Origin of the sequence: Paenibacillus sp. FSL H7-0326 (assembly GCF_001955535.1) — a bacterium.
Taxonomy (GTDB): Bacteria; Bacillota; Bacilli; order Paenibacillales; family Paenibacillaceae; genus Paenibacillus; species Paenibacillus shunpengii.
In genome coordinates this window covers 70,856-90,499 of sequence record NZ_MPVN01000002.1, presented here as the reverse complement: position 1 = coordinate 90,499, position 19,644 = coordinate 70,856, and the positions used below count along the sequence as shown (strand labels likewise).

16 protein-coding genes and 1 riboswitch are annotated in these 19,644 nt (G+C 44.8%); of the genes, 12 read left to right on the top strand and 4 right to left on the bottom strand.

What is annotated here, in order from left to right:
- Nucleotides 1-3 precede the first annotated feature (3 nt).
- Entirely contained in the window at nucleotides 4-963 is a 960-nt protein-coding gene (locus tag BK126_RS11040; RefSeq protein WP_076312726.1) for a DMT family transporter, read from the bottom strand.
- Nucleotides 964-1,107: 144 nt separating this feature from the next.
- Nucleotides 1,108-1,265: riboswitch (FMN riboswitch) on the bottom strand.
- A gap of 277 nt (nucleotides 1,266-1,542) precedes the next feature.
- Between BK126_RS11040 and BK126_RS11035 the strand changes: the two genes are divergently transcribed.
- The 11 genes from BK126_RS11035 to BK126_RS10980 all read left to right on the top strand — a co-directional run bounded on the left by BK126_RS11035 (nucleotide 1,543) and on the right by BK126_RS10980 (nucleotide 15,156).
- Complete coding sequence (locus BK126_RS11035; RefSeq protein WP_076312725.1) at nucleotides 1,543-2,928, top strand: amino acid permease; 1,386 nt, start codon at nucleotides 1,543-1,545, stop codon at nucleotides 2,926-2,928.
- A gap of 171 nt (nucleotides 2,929-3,099) precedes the next feature.
- The gene (locus BK126_RS11030) at nucleotides 3,100-4,365 is read left to right on the top strand and encodes a WD40/YVTN/BNR-like repeat-containing protein (protein ID WP_076312724.1); all 1,266 of its coding nucleotides are present in this window, start codon (nucleotides 3,100-3,102) and stop codon (nucleotides 4,363-4,365) included.
- A gap of 116 nt (nucleotides 4,366-4,481) precedes the next feature.
- On the top strand, nucleotides 4,482-4,874 hold the full coding sequence (locus BK126_RS11025; RefSeq protein WP_076312723.1) for a DUF2500 domain-containing protein: 393 nt from the start codon (nucleotides 4,482-4,484) through the stop codon (nucleotides 4,872-4,874).
- Nucleotides 4,875-5,094: 220 nt separating this feature from the next.
- The gene (locus BK126_RS11020) at nucleotides 5,095-5,844 is read left to right on the top strand and encodes an SDR family NAD(P)-dependent oxidoreductase (protein WP_076312722.1); all 750 of its coding nucleotides are present in this window, start codon (nucleotides 5,095-5,097) and stop codon (nucleotides 5,842-5,844) included.
- A gap of 144 nt (nucleotides 5,845-5,988) precedes the next feature.
- Nucleotides 5,989-7,938 (top strand): hypothetical protein, encoded by a 1,950-nt coding sequence (locus BK126_RS29390; RefSeq protein WP_177178685.1) that lies wholly within the window; start codon nucleotides 5,989-5,991, stop codon nucleotides 7,936-7,938.
- Between the two features lie 396 nt (nucleotides 7,939-8,334).
- The gene (locus tag BK126_RS11005; protein ID WP_076312721.1) at nucleotides 8,335-9,354 is read left to right on the top strand and encodes a zinc-binding alcohol dehydrogenase family protein; all 1,020 of its coding nucleotides are present in this window, start codon (nucleotides 8,335-8,337) and stop codon (nucleotides 9,352-9,354) included.
- A 63-nt stretch (nucleotides 9,355-9,417) separates the two neighbouring features.
- Nucleotides 9,418-11,718, top strand: a complete 2,301-nt coding sequence (locus BK126_RS11000; RefSeq protein WP_076312720.1) for a glycoside hydrolase family 95 protein — start codon at nucleotides 9,418-9,420, stop codon at nucleotides 11,716-11,718.
- Between the two features lie 295 nt (nucleotides 11,719-12,013).
- A complete protein-coding gene (locus BK126_RS10995) occupies nucleotides 12,014-12,436 on the top strand; it encodes a cell wall hydrolase (RefSeq protein WP_076312719.1) in 423 nt (140 codons plus the stop codon).
- 38 nt (nucleotides 12,437-12,474) lie between these two features.
- Nucleotides 12,475-12,921: a spore coat protein GerQ gene (gene gerQ, locus BK126_RS10990; RefSeq protein ID WP_076312718.1), complete on the top strand. Its 447-nt coding sequence runs from the start codon at nucleotides 12,475-12,477 to the stop codon at nucleotides 12,919-12,921.
- Nucleotides 12,922-12,955: 34 nt separating this feature from the next.
- The gene (locus BK126_RS10985) at nucleotides 12,956-14,434 is read left to right on the top strand and encodes a hemolysin family protein (RefSeq protein ID WP_083655856.1); all 1,479 of its coding nucleotides are present in this window, start codon (nucleotides 12,956-12,958) and stop codon (nucleotides 14,432-14,434) included.
- A gap of 233 nt (nucleotides 14,435-14,667) precedes the next feature.
- Complete coding sequence (locus BK126_RS10980) at nucleotides 14,668-15,156, top strand: DUF6147 family protein (protein WP_076312716.1); 489 nt, start codon at nucleotides 14,668-14,670, stop codon at nucleotides 15,154-15,156.
- Nucleotides 15,157-15,290: 134 nt separating this feature from the next.
- Here the strand turns inward: BK126_RS10980 and BK126_RS10975 are convergent, their stop codons facing one another.
- On the bottom strand, nucleotides 15,291-16,223 hold the full coding sequence (locus BK126_RS10975; protein WP_076312715.1) for a hypothetical protein: 933 nt from the start codon (nucleotides 16,221-16,223) through the stop codon (nucleotides 15,291-15,293).
- Complete coding sequence (locus tag BK126_RS10970; protein ID WP_076312714.1) at nucleotides 16,201-16,791, bottom strand: RNA polymerase sigma factor; 591 nt, start codon at nucleotides 16,789-16,791, stop codon at nucleotides 16,201-16,203. Before BK126_RS10970 ends, BK126_RS10975 begins: the two co-directional genes overlap by 23 nt.
- 197 nt (nucleotides 16,792-16,988) lie before the next feature.
- On the opposite strand from BK126_RS10970, the gene BK126_RS10965 reads away from it, so the two are divergent.
- Nucleotides 16,989-18,125: a zinc-dependent alcohol dehydrogenase gene (locus tag BK126_RS10965; RefSeq protein WP_076312713.1), complete on the top strand. Its 1,137-nt coding sequence runs from the start codon at nucleotides 16,989-16,991 to the stop codon at nucleotides 18,123-18,125.
- Between the two features lie 115 nt (nucleotides 18,126-18,240).
- Here BK126_RS10965 and BK126_RS10960 read toward each other — a convergent pair whose 3' ends face one another.
- Nucleotides 18,241-19,473 (bottom strand): aminopeptidase, encoded by a 1,233-nt coding sequence (locus BK126_RS10960; protein ID WP_076312712.1) that lies wholly within the window; start codon nucleotides 19,471-19,473, stop codon nucleotides 18,241-18,243.
- Nucleotides 19,474-19,644: the final 171 nt, after the last annotated feature.

Below are 19,644 nucleotides of genomic sequence, written 5' to 3'. Positions count from 1 at the left end.
ATCTCATGTCGTCCGCGAGACCAGCTGCTGGCTGCTCTGTTGCTGCTGACGAGCAAATATAAACAATGTTGTCCAGATCAGCACAAAACCAATGAGCTGAGCAGGAGTTACCAACTGTCCAAAAGCGATCCAGTTCACGAGCACACCCATCATCGGGAAGCTAAGCTCCGCAAGGGTAGCCATCGATGCTTTGGTCGAAGATAAGCCTTTATAATATAGCAGCAGACTGAGCAGTCCAGGAAGCAATGCCTGTGCCAACAAGTTAACTCCGATGCTTGCAAGATCCGCTCCTGCCTGTGGAAGATTCATCGATGCTCCTTCCAGCCAGGTCATGATGAGGAGTAAAGGCAGTGCGAGTACATATCGCAGGGAGGTTACCGTCTTGTATTGCGCCTGGCCAAGAAGCAGGCGTCCCATCACCGTGGATCCACCCCATAAAGCTGCGGCGAGTAAGGATAAGAGGCTTCCCAACTTAATCCATTCGCTATTCGTTCCAAAAGGAATGGTGAATCCAAAGGTAAGCAAATACGTTCCTACAATAGCAATGATGAAGAAGAAGCCGAAACGTTTGGGCAGCGTCTCCTTAAGAATCAGCTTTGCGAGCAGGATGGCAAAAATCGGCTGCATTTTTTGCAGCAGCACAACCGCATTCAGATCACCACTGGACAGAGCCATCGTAAAAATAACGGTAGCCAGTGCAGAACCTCCCCAAGAGATGACAAGCAGAGCGAATACATGCTTTAAACGCAGGTTTTTCAGTTCAGATCGATTGACCCATAGAATCGGTACAGCAACCAGACAGACAAGAAGATGCTCAATCAGGACGACTTGTGTCGAGGTCATGTAGTCCAGCAGATGAATACGGAACAGGGGACCGATGCCCCACAGTGCTGCCCCGAGTGCGACGAGCCAGAAGCCGGTTGAGCCGGCTGCAGGTAATGCTTTTTTGTTCGTGTGTTCCATAATCCAAACTCCTTCGTAATTGAGAATTTGAATATGGTATCTTCAGATAGTAAAAAACCCCCGTGAATACGCACATGTAGCCATGCACGATCAACAGGGGTGATCAAATAAACATGCGTATTAATATAACAACCGCATGTAATCGATGATCTTCTCTCATCCGGACTGTAACCGTCGGCCTTGGAATTGCACCAAGTCAGTCGCGTGCGCAAGGAATGCTTGAGCAGCGAGTCGCGGGCTTCGCTCTTCATTGCAAGAACGTCACCGCCGATTGGGAATTTCACCCTACCCCGAAGATCCATTATTCATTTATTAAGATAATATAAAATCGTAAGTAAATAATTAGTTGTAACCTACTCAAACATAATAATATAGAAAGCGCTATCGTAGCAACACTTATTTTTCGCCGGTTGGTCAATTAATAATAAAAATTCAAGTTCAGGGCAATCTGTTACCGAGGCTTTAGCCATATAATTCTAATTGAATGATGAAAGTTGACAACCCGTGCTAACTTTCGCATAATAATTGTTTGTGCTTAATTGCACTAAAGCGTTGCAACATTCATCTAGGAGTGACATTATGGATTTATTTCGCAAGAAGCATTTTGACCTGAACAAGGGAACCGGCCTCAAGAAGACACTCGGGGCGCTGGATCTGATATCACTTGGGGTCGGTGCTATTATTGGTACCGGTATTTTCGTCATTACCGGACAAGCCGCTGCAGAGCATGCTGGGCCCGCACTAATGATCTCCTTCGTTATTGCCGCCATCGCCTGTATTCTGGCAGCGTTGTGTTACTCAGAACTGGCTTCCACAGTTACTGTATCGGGTAGTGCCTATGCATACAGCTATGCTGCATTCGGTGAAGTGGTCGGTTGGTTAATGGGCTGGACACTGGTACTTGAGTATGGTGTTGCTGCGGCATCGGTAGCAAGCGGATGGTCAGCCTATGTACAAGGGCTGCTGGAAGGCTTTGGCATACATCTTCCCACCGCTATATCCGGTGCTTTTAATTTGTCGCAGGGACAAATCATAGATTTGCCGGCCGTTCTCATTATTATGGCTATATGCTTATTACTCACCCAGGGAGCGAGGGAAACGGCAAGATTTAATGCAATTATGGTTTTTGTCAAAATAGCAGTCATCATCATTTTCATTCTGGTTGGTGCATTTTATGTTAAGCCTGACAATTGGACTCCTTTCATGCCGTTTGGTTTCTCTGGGGTAATGAGTGGCGCGGCTGTTGTGTTTTTTGCCTATATTGGATTTGATGCGGTGGCTACAGCGGCTGAAGAAGTCAAAAACCCGCAGCGTAATCTTCCTATAGGAATTATTGGATCACTTATTGTATGTATGATTATGTATTCACTTGTTGCCGTCGTCCTGACGGGGATGGTTCCTTTTACGAATCTTGGAGTTGCAGACCCTGTAGCCTTCGCATTACGCTTTGTAGGACAAGACTTTGTAGCAGGACTTATTTCAGTGGGAGCCATTGTGGGTATTACGACGGTGCTGCTCGTTCTATTGTTTAGTCAGACCCGGCTCTTGTTTGCGATCTCTCGGGATGGACTGCTGCCTAAGTTCTTATCTAAAGTGGATGAGAAGAAACAGACCCCTGTTCGCAGTACATGGATGGTAGGCATTATTATCGCACTCCTGTGCGGATTGCTGCCGCTGGATCAGCTTGCCAGCTTGACCATCATTGGAACCCTGTTTGCATTTGCTGTCGTATCCCTTGGTGTTATTGGTCTGCGCAAGTCCAGACCAGATCTCAAACGAGGATTTTCTGTACCGTGGGTGCCGTTTCTTCCACTGCTGAGCGCTGCATTCTGTGTGCTGCTGATGCTTCAGCTGGACGGATCAACTTGGGGTGGATTTGCCGTATGGATTCTCGTCGGTCTAGGTATTTATTTCTTCTATGGATACCGGCACAGTGAGCTTGGAGACAAACCATCTAAGAAATAATAACAAGAATAAAGTACAACCATTTTCGCCCTTCTGATAGAGATCAGGAGGGCGAAATGTATTACAGAATAAAGAGGAACAAGTAACAGTTTTGACTCTCATTCAAAATAAAGTATGCTATAATGTCTAACTTAGAGGACAGCCTTAACAGGCACAAAGAGGTGGAATAGCATGCGAGAAACGACAAAGCGGGCTCTAGTATGTATGCTTATGATCACACTTGCGCTGACAGCTTGCACATCTTCGGAACCCGAGGAGGCTCAGCCAGTAGTCGTAAAGGAAGAGCAGCTGGAAGATGGCCAGACGATAACACTTATTGAACCTAGCAATTATGAAATCGCTGAAGTAAACAAATATCAAATTCAGACACGATTAACAGATTTTCAACTAATCCATGGTTATGGCGGTCTGGCTTGGGGAGTGACGAGAAGCGAGCTTCGTTTATATTATACCCGTGACAATGGGGAGACCTGGACGAATATTTCTCCTTCATCTAATGTGAAGTTCGCGACGAATCCAGTTTACGGAGAGGATATTTTTTTCCTGGATGGCATGAATGGGTGGATTGTTCGTTCCGGAACAGATGGAACTGACAATGTGGTACTGCGAACAAATGATGGTGGAGAGAGCTGGATGATTTCTTCGCTCGAGGAAACTCAGAAGGTAACAGCGCTTCACTTTGCTTCAGCTAAGGAAGGCTTCTTAATGACAAGTGACAATGCTGGTACGGGTAAAGAGGAGAAGAAAATATTCTCGACGCTTGACGGGGGAATGAATTGGTCTGAAGTGATGACAAGTTCTCCGCTTCAGCAAACGAATCATGCCATACCGCTGCGCGGATATGCTGAGGGTATGCAGTTCATCGACGGAGAGCGCGGTGTTGTATCCGTGCTGGAGCTTGGGGCTCCTAAGATTTATTTAACCCAGAATGCGGGGAAAGCCTGGTCTATTAACGAGCCGTATTTCAACAGATCCTCATCATTGTATGAGTCCTGTTCTTCTTATTCTCTTGGCGAGATTGAGAGCTTAAGTACGGACCATCAGAAACTGTATCTTCCTTTAGGCTGTGCGGAAGGCAGCGGAGTTCAGTACAGCGGTCTGTTTACGACAGATGGAGGCTCCATATGGGAGCATGTCCAGTTTAATCTGCCTTCACAGAGTGGGGTGAACAAGGATTTGTATCCGACTTTTGTCAGTGAGTCTGAAGGCTGGGCATTGCAAGGCACTTATGTCTATCATACGAGGAATCAAGGCGAAGATTGGGACAGACTGCCTGTGAGTGAAGTTCTCTCAGAGAAGCTTGTAGAATATCCTGAGGTTGTCAAGCTGCAGTTCGTAAGCCCTAAAGTAGGGTGGGTGCTGCTTGAGAATGCTAGTGAGAAAAAATCAATATTAATGCAATCAATGGATGGCGGGACCAGTTGGAGTGTCCTTTAAGATTAATCCCATGAAGTATTTCTTACCCGAACTGACAAGTTGACCGTACTACGGCATATACATAAACAAGTAGTCGGTTATTTTCAGACAAGAATTAGAGGACGGGAGGAGACGGCATGGGATTTGAATCTTTCTGGATGTTTGATTTTTTCGGAACGGTATTCCCGGCGGTATTTGTCGTGATTCTCGGTATTATCGCATTGACCCTGGGAAAAGAGCTCCTTGCTTGGGGACGGAACAACAAGCAGCCGGTATTGACTGTCTCTTCAAGAATTACAGGAAGAAGGATTCAGGTATCACAGCAGAGTCAAAGCGAAGGGCAGAATACGCGGACACTCTATTTTATTACATTCGAAGTGGACAGTGGAGATCGGATTGAGTTCAAGGTTGGCGGAGATGAGTATGGTTTATGCTCTGAAGGCGATGAAGGCCAGCTTACTTTTCAGGGGACTAGATATCTCGGGTTCAAGCGCTATAACAGAGTATATACCGAACGTGTTCGAGGTTAGTATGTGAAGGATCAGCCGTCCCAATGGGGCGGCTTTTTGTTTTCCAGCTGAATTGTACCGTTTCAATTGAGATATACTGGATTAATTATTCTTTATTAGGGGGATTGTTTATATTTCGTTAAGAAATTGATTCGGATATATGTTAATACTTAAATTGTGTAATATATTGTTATCAGAGAACTATAGCTGGTTCTAATCTCTAGTCGTAAGGAGAGGTATCATGAAATTCAAAGATGATGTCGTCATCGTTACAGGCGCAGCGCAAGGTATTGGTAAAGTTGTAGCTGAAGCATACGCTGAGCAGGGAGCGAAGGTGGTCCTTGCCGATCAAAATGAAGAAAAAGGGGCCGCGGCAGCCGCAGCCATTCGTCAAAAAGGTGAAACTGCCATATTTGTTGCCTGCGATGTTAGGTCTGAAGAAGCAATTGTACATTTAATGAATACAGCCATGCGGGAATATGGGAAGATCGATATCCTGATTAACAACGCAGGTTATGGCATCTGGAAGTCTCCGCTTGAATTGTCCCTGAATGAATGGGATGATGTCATGAACACCAATGTTCGCAGCTGTTTTTTAACGACAAGAGAAGCGGCTAAATATATGGGGAATAATAAACAGGGCGGTGCTGTAATCAATATGGCCTCCACGAGAGCGACGATGTCCGAGCCGAACTCTGAAGCCTATGCTGCTTCCAAAGGAGCTATTGTTGCACTGACTCATGCGATGGCTGTTTCACTGGCAGATAAACGGATTCGGGTCAATAGTATTAGTCCGGGATGGATTGAAAAAGGAGACTACAGTAAACTTAGAGAAATAGATCATGTCCAGCATCCGTCGCAAAGAGTTGGCAAGCCGGAGGATATTGCAAGAGCTTGTTTATTTTTAACGGCACCTGACAATGATTTTGTAACTGGCGAGAACCTGGTCATTGATGGCGGTATGACAAGAAAAATGATATATGAGCCCTAATCCTGGGACTGGAATCGAATAATCAGGCTAAAGACCGAATATAGAAGAATGAGCCCAAGTTGAGCACCTGGGCTCATTCTTTTACTTTTGTCCACTGCTATAATAGCGTTGGTTCAAAAAAGAGAGGAGAATTGGAGGGAGGATATGATACGCAATCAATCCCGCGGTTTATTATGGGTTGTCTTATTCATAAGTGTTATATTTATGACTGCTTTTGAATCGACAAATTCATCTACGCGGGCAACATGGTTATGGCAGGCAGAGACCATTGCAGATGGCGGCCAAGATGTACTGGAATATGCCGACAATCAAAATATTGATCATATTTACTTAAGAATTGATATGAATCAGCCAGAGGAAATGTACCAGACCTTTGTACGAAATGCTCAGGAGCGGGGAATCAAGGTTGATGCACTCGCAGGCCATCCTTACTGGGCGACAGAAGGTGGAAGAGAACGGCTGCTTCAATTTGCTAACTGGGTTGTTGATTACAATGCTGAATCTGAGGAATCGGAACAGTTTGCAGGAATTCATCTTGATATTGAACCCTATGTCCTGAATGATTGGAGCGAAGACAGCGAGCCTGTCATTCAATCCTATTTAACCAATCTTGAGCTGTTTTTAGACATTGCGAATCAGGATGCTTCCCTAATCAGTGCCATTGATCTGCCTTTTTGGTATGACCAATATGAAGTGCCTGAGACCGATACGCCGCTAATTCAATGGTTCATGAGCAGGTTTGATCAAATAACTTTAATGGCTTACCGTGATAAAGCGATGGGTGACGACAGCATTTCTCATGTGATTGAGCAAGAGATGGAATGGTCGGAAGCTTATGATGCGAAGATGGTTGTCGCTGTAAACACAAAACCGATGCCAGGTGAAGAGTACACCTCATTTGCAGGCAAATCAGCGGAAGAAATGGAAGCTGTACTTAACGAGGTGTCATTATCACTGCAGGAATACCGCAATTTTGCCGGCGTAGCGGTGCATGATTATGTGTATTGGTCTAACCTTAGCGAAAACGGTACAGAACCTGAGCCAACGCCAGAACCTGAGCCAACGCCAGAACCTGAGCCAACGCCGGAACCTGAGCCAACGCCGGAACCTGAGCCAACACCGGAGCCTGAGCCAACGCCAGAACCTGAGCCAACGCCGGAACCTGAGCCAACGCCAGAACCTGAGCCAACGCCGGAACCTGAGCCAACGCCGGAACCTGAGCCAACGCCAGAACCTGAGCCAACGCCGGAACCTGAGCCAACGCCGGAACCTGAGCCAACACCGGAGCCTGAGCAGGGCTCTATTCGTGGGACGTACATTTGGCAAGCAGAGCAAGTGATTCATGACAGTGAACGCGTGCTCGAATTTGTAGAAGAGAAAAATATAAATTATTTGTATGTAAGACTTGATCTGGAGCAGCCGTTTGAGCTGTATCGAAATTTTGTCAGCCAGGCAGCAGCCATGGGGATTGAGGTTCATGCAATGGGAGGCCATCCGATATGGGGGCTTGAAGAGAACCGACCTCGTATTACCCGGTTAATCAATTATGTTAAGGAATATAATCAGCATGCTTCGGAGCAGGAGAAATTCCATGGTATCCATGTTGATGTAGAGCCGTATACAAATGAAGCCTGGCATATTGATCGTGACCGTGTACTTACAGAATGGGCTGCAAATATGGAATACTTTGCACAAGAAACCAAAAGAAATTCTGATCTGGAGACGAGTGCCGATCTTGCTGTATGGCTTGACGCATATGAGCTTCCAGGGAAAAATATGACGGTTAGCGAATGGATGATTCAGACACTTGATCATATTTCACTCATGGCCTTCCGTGATACCGCAGAGGGATCAAACGGGATAGCAGCAGTTGCAGCACGAGAAATGGAGATTGCAGACCGTTTAGGTAAGCCGCTTCTCGTCTCTGTTGAGATGAAACAAAGCCATGAAGGCGATCATATTACCTTCTATGAAGAAGGAGAAGCTTACATGGAAGAAGAGCTTGCTAAATTACCGGATTTGCTTGCTAACTATGAAGCTTACCAAGGGTATGTTGTTCATTCCTACGATTATTGGATTACTGCTAATCCTTAATGAAAATGATGAAATGCATGACAGATATTACAGAGCTGCCCACGTCAGGGCGGCTCTTTTTTTCGTCTATAGACGATTATACATATTTAGGATAGATAAAAAGAGACAAATCTGTTACACCACATGAACGAGGTGGAGAATTGGAGTAGATATCATTACAGATGCCCAAACCATGTTTATCATGGGGCAAATTGAGGAAGCAGCTTGGAAGGCCGAGGTTGAAAGATGGAGAACGAGCGCCGGAGATCAAATGACAGCAGAATATAAAGAATCCTACGAGAATACAAAATAAGAGTTACCGAAGAAGGCAATGGAGGTCCTTCCCGCGAATATTTGAATAGGAATAAACATTTAATTGTAACCGCATTCATTGAGAGTCGGGAGGGGAAATGAAGAATGAGAGGTATCCTTTGCGAACAAATCGGAACATTTCGTTATGCTACAGATTTACCGGAGCCAGAACCGGGGCAGGATGAAGCAGTGATTGAAATAAAGCGGGTCGGTATTTGCGGTACCGACCTGCACGCCTATAAAGGGAACCAGCCTTTTTTTGAATATCCGCGCATCTTAGGACATGAACTGGCTGGAATCGTCACAAAGATTAGCAACCGTGATCAAGGCATATTACCAGGAGACCAAGTTAGCATTATTCCTTATTTACACTGTAATCATTGCATAGCCTGCAGATCTGGCAGAACCAACTGCTGCATGCAGCTTCAAGTGTTGGGAGTACATGTTGACGGCGGTATGCGAGAAAGAATTAAGGTTCCGATATCACATTTATTAAAGACAGAAGGATTATCACTGGATCAGACAGCGATGATCGAGCCGCTGGCTATTGGTGCTCATGCGGTTCGCCGAGCCGGAATTTCTCAAGGTGCAGCAGTCCTGGTTATTGGAGGCGGACCGATCGGACTTGGTGTCATGGCACTTGCAAAAGAGGCAGGAGCAAGAGTCATAGCTATGGATGTAAACAAGGAACGATTAGCCTTTTGCCGCTCCTGGGCTAAGGTCGATCTTACCATTAACGCAGCAGAGGAGGATCTACTTGAGCAGGTCTCAAAGTTAACGGCAGGAGAGCTTGCACCCATCGTCATCGATGCAACGGGTAATGTGACATCTATGACAAATGCCTTCGATTATACTGCTCATGGCGGGACTTTGATATATGTAGGTCTCGTTAAGGGCAATATCACATTCAACGACCCAGAGTTTCATAAACGAGAACTAACCATTATGGGTAGCCGGAATGCAACAAAAGAGGATTTCGCTCACGTCATCAAGACCATTTCCACAGGCAGGATCGATATGGATCAGTACATTACCCATCGCGCTCCGTTAGAAGAGATGGCTTATTTGTTTGATGAGTGGCTAAAGCCTGAATCCAAAGTGATTAAAGCCGTAGTGGAATTATAGATGGAAGTCGATTGCAGCTAAAGTATAAATTATATAAATGACCTATATTTCAGGAGGAATCACATGTCTTTATCTGCCGAAACGATGCTATGGTACGACAAACCAGCTCAAAACTGGAATGAAGCCCTTCCGATCGGGAATGGAAGATTAGGAGGTATGGTGTTTGGATTCGTTGAAGAGGAGCAAATCCAATTTAACGAGGATTCGATCTGGTATGGAGGACCTAGAGATCGAAACAACCCGGATGCTCTAGAAAACCTCCCTCGTATTCGCGAGTTACTGTTTGAGGGAAAACTGAAAGAAGCCCATCGTTTATCAGAAGCCGCCTTTTCCGGAACACCACGCAGTCAGAGGCATTACTTAACGGCGGGGGACTTTTTCATTCATTTTGATCATCCTGAAGGGGAGCTGTCCAATTATCGCAGAGAACTCGATTTAGAAAAAGCGGTGACCGTCACAACCTATGAATACGGTGGAATTACCTATCGACGGGAGGTATTTTGCAGTTATCCGGATCAGGTGATGATGATAAGACTTGAAGCGGGCCGCCCTGGTGCATTGTCGCTCACTTCCTGGTTCGACCGGAAAAACGGCAAGCATATGGATGAGTCTCATCGGTATGGAACGGATACGCTTGTTATGACAAATGATTGCGGTGGAAGGGAGGGGCTCGTTTATAGCGCGGCTGCCAAAGCCATCCCTGTCGGTGGAACCGTTAGGGTAGTGGGTGAGCATCTGATGATAGATCAGGCAGATGAGGTTGTTATCCTCCTCGCTGTCGCGAGCACTTTTCGTTTCAAGGACCCAAAGAAGCAATGCTACGAGCTGTTGAATCAGGCCGCAGCTAAGGAATTTAATCTCTTAAAAGAAACACATATTCAGGATTATCAGCATTTGTTTAATAGAGTGCAGCTTAACCTTGGAAAGCCCTCCGAATCGCCTTCTGTTGAACCCGTAAATAAACGGCTGGAAAGGCTGCAATCAGGAGGGGAGGATAAGGGTCTATACGCGTTACATTTTCACTTTGGGCGATATTTGCTTATTTCTAGCAGCCGTCCTGGATCACTGCCAGCCAACCTGCAAGGGATATGGAATGATTCGATGTCTCCGCCTTGGGACAGTAAGTTTACGATTAATATTAATACCCAGATGAATTATTGGCCAGCGGAGAGCTGTAATCTTGCAGAATGTCATCAACCTTTGTTTGAATTGATAGAACGAATGAGGGCGAACGGCCGTGTAACAGCACAGAAAATGTATGGCTGCCGTGGGTTTGTTGCTCACCATAATACCGATATTTGGGCTGATACCGCGCCGCAGGATATTTATCCACCCGCTACACAATGGGTTATGGGCGGCGCTTGGTTGACGCTTCATCTATGGGAACACTATAAATTTAACCCTGATCCAGTATTCTTGGAACAAGCATATGAAACCATGAAAGAGGCTGCCTTGTTTTTTCAAGACTTTCTCGTCGAAAGTCCTGAAGGGTATCTTGTGACCAATCCCTCCGTCTCACCTGAGAATCGTTATGAGCTGCCGAATGGAGAGTCAGGTACACTATGCTATGGTCCTTCTATGGACACTCAAATTTTAACGGAGCTATTGAATGCCTGTATTGAGGCCAGTAAATTGCTGAGCACGGATGAGAATCGCCGTGAGGAATGGGCCATGATCATTTCTCGTCTACCTGATATGAAGGTAGGCAAATATGGTCAACTGCAGGAGTGGCTAGTGGATTATGAAGAACAAGATCCTGGACACAGACACATCTCACATCTGTTTGCTCTTCATCCGGGAACGACGATTCGTCCCGATTCTACACCGGAACTAGCAGATGCGGCCAGGATAACACTTCATAGACGATTGGAGAATGGAGGAGGACATACGGGATGGAGCAGGGCGTGGATTATTAATTTTTGGGCTCGTTTGTTGGACGGAGACCAGGCTTACTATCATACAAGAGAGCTGCTGAGGAAATCAACACTTCCTAACTTGTTTGACAATCACCCTCCATTTCAGATTGACGGCAACTTTGGCGCTGCTGCTGGAATTGCCGAAATGCTGCTGCAAAGTCATCTTGATGGTATTCGAATTCTTCCGGCCTTGCCACAAGCTTGGGAGCAAGGGAGTGTAACAGGGCTCCGCGCAAGAGGAGGCTTCACCGTAGATATGGAATGGAAGGAGCATAAACTGACTAACGGCGTAATTACTTCGGATTGTGGAGAGAAGCTTCGCATATACTCGGATTTCCTCATCCGTATTACTTCACCAGATGGAAGAGAATTGCCGGCAGAACGCGTTGGGAATTTATTAGAGTTACCGACTGTAAAGGGCGATAAGTATATAATAACTGCTGAGTAAGTTCCTTTGTTGGATGAAGGTGGCCTTGTTATCTAGCGAAGAAGAACGCTATGTTGTATTTACAGAATATTTAAAGATGGAGATTAAGAAATTATTTGTCACTGGTGACACTCCTCCTATTAGGTTATTCGTTATTTTCATTGGTTTTGCTTATCCTGTACACGCTGCTTGATGCGGATACAGGATTTTTTTTGTATTTTTTTTGTAGAGAAGTGTCACGAACTGGGCGAATGCACAATAGGATATAGGGTATTAGGCGCGAGGCTTACGACTTACAGGGGAGGAGGGAACGTAATTGGCGGTTATTAAAGCAAATTCTGAGGATGTAAAAGTGCTCGCAAGGCTGATGAGAGCCGAAGCAGAGGAAGACGGCGAAACAGGGATGCTTCTGGTAGGGAATGTTGGTGTGAACCGGATCCTTGGCGGATGTCTTGATTTTCGTAATATTCGCTCCATTAATGATATGGTATTCCAGTCACCAGGCGGCTTTGAGGCGATTCAAAAAGGATACTTTTATCAAGCGGCGAGAGAGTCGGACATTCGTCTAGCCAGACGTGTAATTAACGGCGAGAAAATATGGCCTGCGAGCAATGCCCTCTGGTTCTTCAGACCAGCTGGAGCATGCCCGGCAACTTGGTATAATCAGCAGAATACGGGAAGATATCGTGCACACTGTTTCTTCAGCCCATCCGGGGCAGATTGTCCGGCAGTTTTTTAGCACAATGATGTACACCTTACTATTAGGGAGGTAATTAAATGTTTAACCAACCATATCAGCCTGTATCGTATAAGATCGGGAATTCGGGGCCTGCAAATGCTCCGAGAAACATGCAAGGGATGCAGGGAGGGATGACTGTCGTTCCACCAGAAGTTACGAGCGGAAGTGTAATGACGCCTAGTGGCACAGTCATCCAACAGAATATTCCGTTTACAGAGCAATCTTTTGTTGAAAATATACTTAGATTGAACCTTGGGAAATATGGTACTTTCTATGCGACATATGAAGGCAACAGAGAGTGGAATGCTAAAGTATTTCAGGGGATCCTTGAAGCAGCAGGCCGTGACCATATTATTATCAGTGATCCAAACACAGGTCAACGGATCATCATCCTGATGGTTAATTTTGATTATGCAACATTTGATGAGCCGCTGAATTATGAATATCCATATGCTCCAACAGCGCCTCGTGGCGGAAGACGTTAATAAATTGGTGTCACATTAAGAATTAGAATAGTCTTTGATCTCCAGTGGGTTAAGAAGTCTGGATATCAAAGACTATTTTATTGCCATTATTTCATCCGGAGCAGCATATATATCAGCAATTGTATGTGGTGTGATGACTCCATACTTGATAAAAAGGAGGTGGACCCGTTACCGAATTCGGGATACGGGACCTTATTTGAGTGACCCTCTATCGTTTGGGATTTATGCAATAATTATATTGGTATTAGCTCTGATCAGCGGGTTATTTGCAGCCCTTGACAGTGCAATTGGCCGATTGTCACTAGTGCGTCATAAGGTGAGCAGCCAGGAGACCGATCGTCAAGAAGCACTGACCATACTAGCAGCTGATAAAGCTAAATATCGCACCACCTGTCAGCTTGGCATATTTCTGCCTGTTATTGGGCTCGGCTGGCTCAGTGAAGCTGCAATCTCCTCGAGATTAGCGCCGGTTCTGGAAAATATGGGTTTAGATATATGGCCAGCGGCAGTGCTGTCTACAACTCTTGCCATTGTTGTCATTACTTTAACCTATCTTGGAGCAGGAAGATGGATCCCCTCCGTGTTGTCTTCTCATTTTCAAGAGCACCTCTTAAGGAAGTCAGGAAGATTTCTTATCTTGTTTACGTTCTTCATGTCCCCTCTCATTTGGTTCTTGAATATAGGAGTGAGAGGTCCTGCTCATCGGGAGAGTACACATCTATCTGTGAAGAGGGAAAAGGTTCAGAGTGAAGAAGAATGGCTGCAGCTTATGAAGGACAGTAAAAACGACGGAATAATTGACGCATTTGAATACACACTGCTTGATAACATATTCGATTTCTCCGCAACAACCGCTAGAGAAATTATGATTCCACGTACGGAGATGATCTGCTTGAATACCGAATGGACGATTCAAGAGAATTTGACTATCGCTAGCATGCAAATGCGGACCCGTTATCCCGTCTGTACCGGTGATAAGGATCAGATTATCGGCTTTGTTCACCTTAAGGATTTGTTTATGTCAGGGATGGAAGAGTATTTAACGACAATTCGTCCCATTCTTTCGGTTCCGGAATCGACCTCAATTGCCATTCTGCTGAAACAAATGAAGATGGAGAGAACTCAGATTGCCATTGTAATTGATGAGTATGGAGGAACCTCTGGACTAGTAACGCTTGAAGATATCGTGGAGGAGATTCTTGGTGAAATCCAAGATGAGTTTGATAATGAGAGGCCGCTTGTGGAATATATAGGAGCTTCTGAATATTCCATTGATGGACTCATTCTGCTGGAGGAGCTTAACCAGCTCTTGTCCCTCGATATTGAAGAGTCTGGCTATGACACCCTTGGCGGCTGGGTATTATCCATGCTGAATTCCTTCCCGCCGAAACCAGGGGATTGCATCTCGTATGGTGATTACCAATATCGGATTGAGGAAGTGGATCATCATCGAATATCCAGAATTGAGGTCAAGAAGAAGACAGTGAGCAATCATAAGGAAGCTGGGGCTTAATTTAATTTATTTATAGTATAGCCATTGTTTAATACTTTGCGGACATTACCGTAAAGTATTTTTTTGTGCCATAGAGTCAATTTCAGAATAACCTCAGCCGCTCTTCTAAGGATCTAAGAGATTCATAATTTTTTGTCATCACCAAATTACAATCTATTAACCTGTGGAACGAGTACAAAACTTCGTCCGTACTATTTGATAGATTTAACCAAATAACATAGTGAGGAATGGTGATGTTAATGTTCAAGTCTAAGAAAACTCAAAAAATGAATGTTGTATTTCCTCTAATGCTCATCTTATCTTTGTTTGCTGCCAGCTTAGCGGGAGCCGAAGAACAACGTGAACCCGGAGCATTAACGTCAAAGCCGCCTGAGGAATCGGGTTTTATTACACCGTTTGCGACTTATCAATATCTTGGTGGTTTTAAATCGGAGTTAACGATGAGTGCCAGCAGTATTTACATAGCAGGACATACAGAAGCGAAGCTTGCTGCTGATTTTGTCAGTGTGGATGTGGCACTGCAAAGATGGGATGGTTCGGCCTGGAGGAACGAAAGATTAATTTCAAATTCAACAACTCATTCCAATAATGTGGAAACTAGCCAGACGGTATACAATTTAACTAAGGGTTATTATTACAGAACGCTCTCTACGCATATGGTTAGAAGCAATGGTACCGTGGAAAAGGCTTCATATTATACACCTGGCTATTTGTATAACTAGCATCTAGAGAATGTGAAAATTCAACATTTAATACGAATAATTCAGATAACAACCATTAATCGAAAAGATAAATAGACCAACAGAACATGAAAAAGGTGTCCTACGTAAATGTAAGACACCTCTTTTTCTCTCAGCTATTCTTTCATTGGAAATTTATTTGTCTCTTGAATGATATTAGCAAATTGAAGGAGCTCTTCCTTTGAAATAGACTTGGACCCCGTAAGCATGACCATTACCAGATTGCTTCGGTAAGTCAGCTGATCATAATCGGAGTCCTCGTAGAAAACAGCGACTGTGCCATCGTCGAGTGTAACTTCCTCAGGAACTCCACTAAATGCTGGAGCTTGCTCTGGTGCACCAGGGTTCACCGAGAACATTTTTTTAATGGAAACTTTAGCTAATCTTTCATCTCCATCAAAGTATTCAATATAAATTTGATCTGATAAGAAGGGGTTCTCCGGATAAAGCGGATTCTCCTGGTCCAGAAGCAGTTGATACTTGATATGCGTTGGAGTCAGCGGGAGATCGAAATTGTTTATATGAAATGTGGTATTGCTGAACGCCTTTTCTTTGGGTACCTCCACGAGAAATAAATTGTGCTGTACACTGTCTTGATTCTCGAATTGGCTGTACAGCTCTTCTGGGTCCCCGCTGAAATTTTGGCTTGGATCCTCAAGCAAACCTGGAGGCGGAGCTGTCTTCGCTCCCGAGAAATCCTGCCTGGGTCCCTGGAATACAAGAACCAAATTATCGCCAACCTGCTGAAGTCTCTGAACAAACGTATTTGCCTGAGTTCCTATCGGAGAGCTGAATATGGTTGCACCTATCGTAATCGAAGCGGCGATAACACCTGCAAGCTGCCAGCGTTTGATTCTTTTCTTGCGTTTTTTTATATTCTTAATTTCGTGATTAACCTTGTTCCAGGATGCTGCCATAGCTTCCTTATTCACTGATGTGGAGGCAGCTGCAGCATTCTCGAAAGCGAGGTCGAAGGCCTCCTCAAACTCTCGTTCGTATACTTCGTCAAATGGCTCATCGAGCCAATCATTTGACTTTTCTTTGCTCATGTGCTGCACCCCACTCTCTATGCAACAATTTTTTGATGCGTTCTCTGGCGCGGAAGAGACGCTGCTTAATGACATCTTCTCTTGTGTCCAGAAGTTCTGCCATCTCACGATAGCTGAGTCCTTCCTTCCATCGTAATTCGATCAGAGACCTGTACTCGGGCTTGAGTTTATCCATATAGCGCTCTATGGATTCCTGCATCATCTTCGTTTCCACTACGGATTCAATTGAGACTGATGTCTGCTGCGCGGTCTCTACATCTAAGAAAACACTGTCCGCGTCAAGTTGGTTACGATATTTTTTATTTTTTCTCAAATAATTAATGGCCGTGTTTTTGGTAACAACCTTCAGCCATGCTTTCAGTTTGGCTTCATTTTCAAATTCGGGCTTATTTTTAATAATTTTGATGAATGCTTCCTGAATAATGTCCTCAGCGGCGGAGTGATCCTTCAACATATATACGATAAACCCGTACATCATCTGATAGTATTCATAGTAGATCTCTCTCTGCAGGGATTCGCCTAGATCATTATAGTCCGCAGCCAACAGCAGTTGGATCCGGTCTGACATAAATATCCCCTCTCTATCATGAAGCTTCTCTATTTTTGGGCAATCATTCCACTATTTTACTATAATTTGAAGGTTTACTCCATAATTTTGAAATATAAGTTGCTATTGTCATTTAGCTGATTCCGTAATAAATGTGATAAATCTGATAATTAATCAAGCCATATGGTTAAAATATGCGTGAAAGGAGTGATATTTAGATGAAAGCATTAACATATCAAGGTAAAAAGAAGGTAAAAGTGAAAGAGGTCGCAGATCCCGCCTTACAGGATAATAACGATATCATTATACGAGTCACTTCAAGTGCAATATGCGGATCCGATCTGCATATTTACAATGGGCTGATTCCTGGTATGCATGAAGATTATGTGATCGGGCATGAGCCCATGGGAATCGTAGAAGAAGTTGCCAAAGGAGTAACCCATGTCAAAAAAGGGGACCGTGTCATCGTCCCGTTTAACGTCTCCTGTGGAGAATGCTTCTTCTGTAAACACGAAATGGAAAGTCAATGTGACCATGCCAATGATACGAAGGACAGCGGCGGTTATTTAGGGTATTCAGATACCTATGGAGGATATCAGGGAGGCCAAGCGGAATATCTCAGAGTGCCCTACGGTAATTTTATGCCCTTTGTTATTCCGGAAGATGCTGAATTGGAAGATGACAAATTGTTGTTCTTATCGGATATTCTTCCGACGGCCTACTGGGGTGTCAAGAATGCGGGAGTGAAGCCTGGTGATACGGTGATCGTGCTTGGCTGCGGTCCTGTAGGACTCCTCACTCACAAGTTTGCCTGGCAGGCAGGTGCCAAACGGGTTATTGCTGTCGATCATTTGAATTATCGACTTGATCATGCCAAGTCGACGAATCAGGTCGAGACCTATAATTTTGAAGAAATCAAAGGCTTTGAAGGATATATGAAAGAAATTACGCACGGCGGGGCCGATGTTGTCATTGATTGTGTCGGTATGGATGCCAAGAGAACAGCTGTAGAGAAGGTGGAGACAGCACTGATGCTGCAAGGCGGTTCGCTTGGTGCGTTCAGAACTGCATCTGAGGTTGTGCGCAAGTTTGGTACCATTCAACTAATCGGTGTGTACGGGGCCAATTACAATATGTTCCCGCTCGGCCACTTGTTCGAACGGAACGTAGAGCTGAAAATGGGACAGGCTCCCGTAATTCACTTGATTCCAGAGCTGTACGCACAGATTAAGTCAGGTAAAATCGACCCGACCGATATCATAACACATCAGATGAGATTGGAAGATGCGGAGAGGGCTTACGAGGTGTTCAATAATAAGGAAGAAAACTGCATGAAGGTCATTCTCAAGCCGTAGCCTACCACAAACCTACGTGGATAAAAGGACATAAACGGCAAACCTCGTTCATGAGCACAAGTAAAGAGCCCAGGTCTTCTAAGGACCTGAGCTCTTTGATGTTTGTTATTTTAAATTAAAACGCCCAATTTCCTTTTAGGAAGATCGGTTCTTCCGTTCCATCCGCTGTAACGCCATAGATGTCCATTTCACCCGATCCAATCATGAAATCGACATGAGTTAGGCTCGTATTCAGTCCAGCTGCTGCAATTTGCTCCTGATCCATTTCTTTGCCGCCTTCGAGACAGAAGGCATACGCGCTTCCGATGGCAAGGTGATTACTCGCATTCTCATCAAACAAGGTGTTATAGAACAGAATGTTCGTGTCCGAGATCGGAGATTGATGGGGCACAAGTGCGACTTCACCAAGGTAGTGAGAGCCTTCATCAATTTCAACCAGGTTTTGCAGTGCTTCCAGCCCTTCTTCTGCGGTTACGTTTACGATTCGTCCATTCTCGAATGTGAGCGAGAACTTATCAATCAGATTGCCTCCATAGCTGAGCGGCTTCGTACTGGACACCGTTCCATTCACACCTGTCTTAAGGGGTGCTGTAAATACTTCTTCTGTTGGCATATTAGCTACAAACGTAAAGCCCTTCTCATTGATACTATCGCCTTGAGCCCAGAGATGTCCTTCCGGAAGCTCAATTGTAAGATCCGTACCCGGTGCCTTGTAGTGCAGCTTCTTATATTTCTTCTCGTTCAATGTCTTAGACTTGCTCTCCAGTGTGGAGAGATGTGTCTGCCAAGCAGCTACCGGATCTGCTTCTCCGATTCGAACGGTATGGAAAATAGCGTCCCATAATAACGATACTTGTTCTTCTTGTGGTGCATCAGGGAACACTTTAGCTGCCCATTCGGGTGATGGAACAGCGATGAGGCACCAGCTGAATTTATCAGCCTGCTGATAAGCACGGTACTTCGCCATCGCTTTGCCGCGTGCCTTTTGAGAAGCGACGATTCGTTCCTGCTTGACGCCCTTCAATAAGTCCGGATTCTCAGACAAGATATGTAACACGGCTGCACCTTGCTCAACGAGCTCGGTCATTTCTCCTGCAGTCCATTTCGGCTCTTTGGAGAATACTTCATCAGCTGCAAGTTCATACTGCATGCGGGTAATCTGCTCATCATTCCACTGAACCTTGACGAGAGCAGCTCCCGAATCATAGGCTTCCTTAACGATCAAACGAACGAATTCCTTGGATTCGACTGGAGCATGAACGATCAAGGTTTGGCCAGGCTGGATGTTGACGCCAACTTTTACAGTAAGCTCAGCATATGCTTTTAATTTTTGTTCGAAATCATTCATTTCATTAATCCTCCAATACTCGCTGTGAATTCACAGCGCAATAATAATTTACCTATGGTAGAAAAGAACAAGCTTCCCTAGTTTAACGTAAACGGGTTGCTTTCGCATATCTATTTTATTATTGTACAATATACGTGGTATTCATGAATAAAACCATTAAAAAATTCATTA